General features: G+C 33.4%; 2 protein-coding genes. Both read left to right on the top strand.

From position 1 onward, the window contains the following. Positions 1 to 195: FkbM family methyltransferase (locus tag F6K13_RS31350; protein ID WP_287289607.1), on the top strand; the 195-nt coding region annotated here is incomplete at its 5' end. A gap of 1,013 nt (positions 196 to 1,208) precedes the next feature. Beyond that, positions 1,209 to 1,448, top strand: coding sequence for a CopG family transcriptional regulator (locus tag F6K13_RS31345; RefSeq protein WP_124142777.1), 240 nt, complete (start codon positions 1,209 to 1,211; stop codon positions 1,446 to 1,448). Positions 1,449 to 1,840: the final 392 nt, after the last annotated feature.

Below are 1,840 nucleotides of genomic sequence, written 5' to 3'. Positions count from 1 at the left end.
TCTCAAACAGCAGACAAAGTAGAAGTTTCAACTCTTGATGCCATATTCTTTGATCGGCCACAGTATCTTTCACCTAGCTTATTAAAAATAGATGTGGAAGGGTATGAAAATCAAGTTATTAAAGGAGGGCTAAAATGGTTTTGTCAGTTAGATAATTTGGCAATTATATGTGAAGTAACTCCTTATCTGCTTTAAGGACAGGGAATGTCAGTACAAGATTTAATTCTTTCTCTTAAAAAAGATGATTTCTGTGGGGTAATTGATTTTATTTTTTATTATTTGGTTAGATCGTTATCTCAGGTAGCACTAACTTTTGCATTTGCATTCTGTGAAGCTCATAAAAATATTTGAAGGTTTTGTCGTTGCATTTTCAAAAAAATGATGATACAATTTAATTATAAGGGGTTGTTTGCCCATGTGCATGATTTTTTATTCAACCAAAAATAGTGTAGAGGGCAATCGCGAATTTAGTAGAAAAGATTGAAAAATACTCCCTTACTCCCATCATTCAATCTTTCCATCTATACCTCCTCTGCTTAGTGGAAGACCGCAAACATTTTCATTTTCTTAAGCTCCTAAAAATCTCAGAGGATTTCTGGTTGTATCTTCACAATTTTTGTGTTATCATAAAAGTATAAGGAGTTGCTTGCCCATGCGCTTGATTTTTTATTCAACTAATAAATTATGGTTTCAAGGGCGATAGGACTCCGCTCCCCTTTACGACGCACATGAAACGCGATCGCTCCGGTTGTAGAAAGGAAAATCAATGTCAAAGATACGGTTAGGGGTTCTATATAGTGTCTTTGCGTAAGTCCTAAATATACTTGGTTGACTCTACAATAGTAATCTTAAAAGGAATTTCAATTATAGAAAATTTTTTTTCTTTGTAGTAGACCATTTTGGTGTAAAAAAAACACCACAAAAACAAAAAATTAGTGTATATTGTATTTAAGCCTATATAGAGAAGTCCAATTTTCTTGCTGGCTAAACACATTGATTGGTTCTCTATCCATTAGATCGCGTTAACTCCCTTGAAGGTAAATCTCTATAACTATTTTTTTGGAAGAACTACCCCAGTTTATGAACCGGATAACCTGGAGGAGATCAAATCAAAAAAACGTTAAGGGAATACCTGGAGGAGCATCAAATCTAATATTAGACAAACCATCCCAATGTACTTAAAACAGTAAAAGAAGGGCAATTAATTAATGGCAAAACAGAACTCAGCTCAAGCATCTCGTCCCCCTACAAAGCGTATGTCTGTAACTTTACCGACAGACGTAGCTGAAATGTTAGAATTTCTTGCTACTAATCAAGGTATTACTCAAAATGAGGCACTTCGGAAAGCTATTGCAACTGAAGCGTATTTTCAGAAGGAAATAAAGCAAGGTTCTACGGTGCTAATTATGAACTCTGATAAATCAGTAAAAGAGGTAGTTTTCAGATAATAGCTTAGTAGTTAGTTGCTTAATAGTGATATTGGGGACGGGTAAAAATTGTCAATTTTAGCAATTACCAACCTCATTTATTCATGAAAACTAACCAACAATTTAATTCAGAATAAAATGAAAATCAAGATAATGTTTTCTATCTAGGAATACCAGAGAATCTAGAAACAAAAAATCTAGAAACACTAGATGTTGACAGCTATATTCAGAATTATATCTCTGATAAAAACTTAAGCCCTGAGAATAAAAAACACATATATAAATGGGTAAAAATTGAACAGGAGAAGACCAGAAAAAATATTGCTGAAAAACTTTTAGTATTTTTTGGTGGCTCGTTAGGGATTACTTATCTTCTGATTGGTTTGGCATCTATTTCTCCACAATCAGATAAA

This window comes from Okeania sp. SIO2B9, from assembly GCF_010672505.1.
GTDB lineage: Bacteria > Cyanobacteriota > Cyanobacteriia > Cyanobacteriales > Microcoleaceae > Okeania > Okeania hirsuta.
The sequence above is the reverse complement of the archived record's forward strand: the minus strand, read 5'-3'. Positions and strand labels throughout refer to the sequence as shown.

Excerpts from the sequence above, each read along its gene's own strand:
- F6K13_RS31345 (WP_124142777.1), top strand. The coding sequence starts at position 1,209 with ATGGCAAAACAGAACTCAGCTCAAGCATCTCGTCCCCCTACAAAGCGT.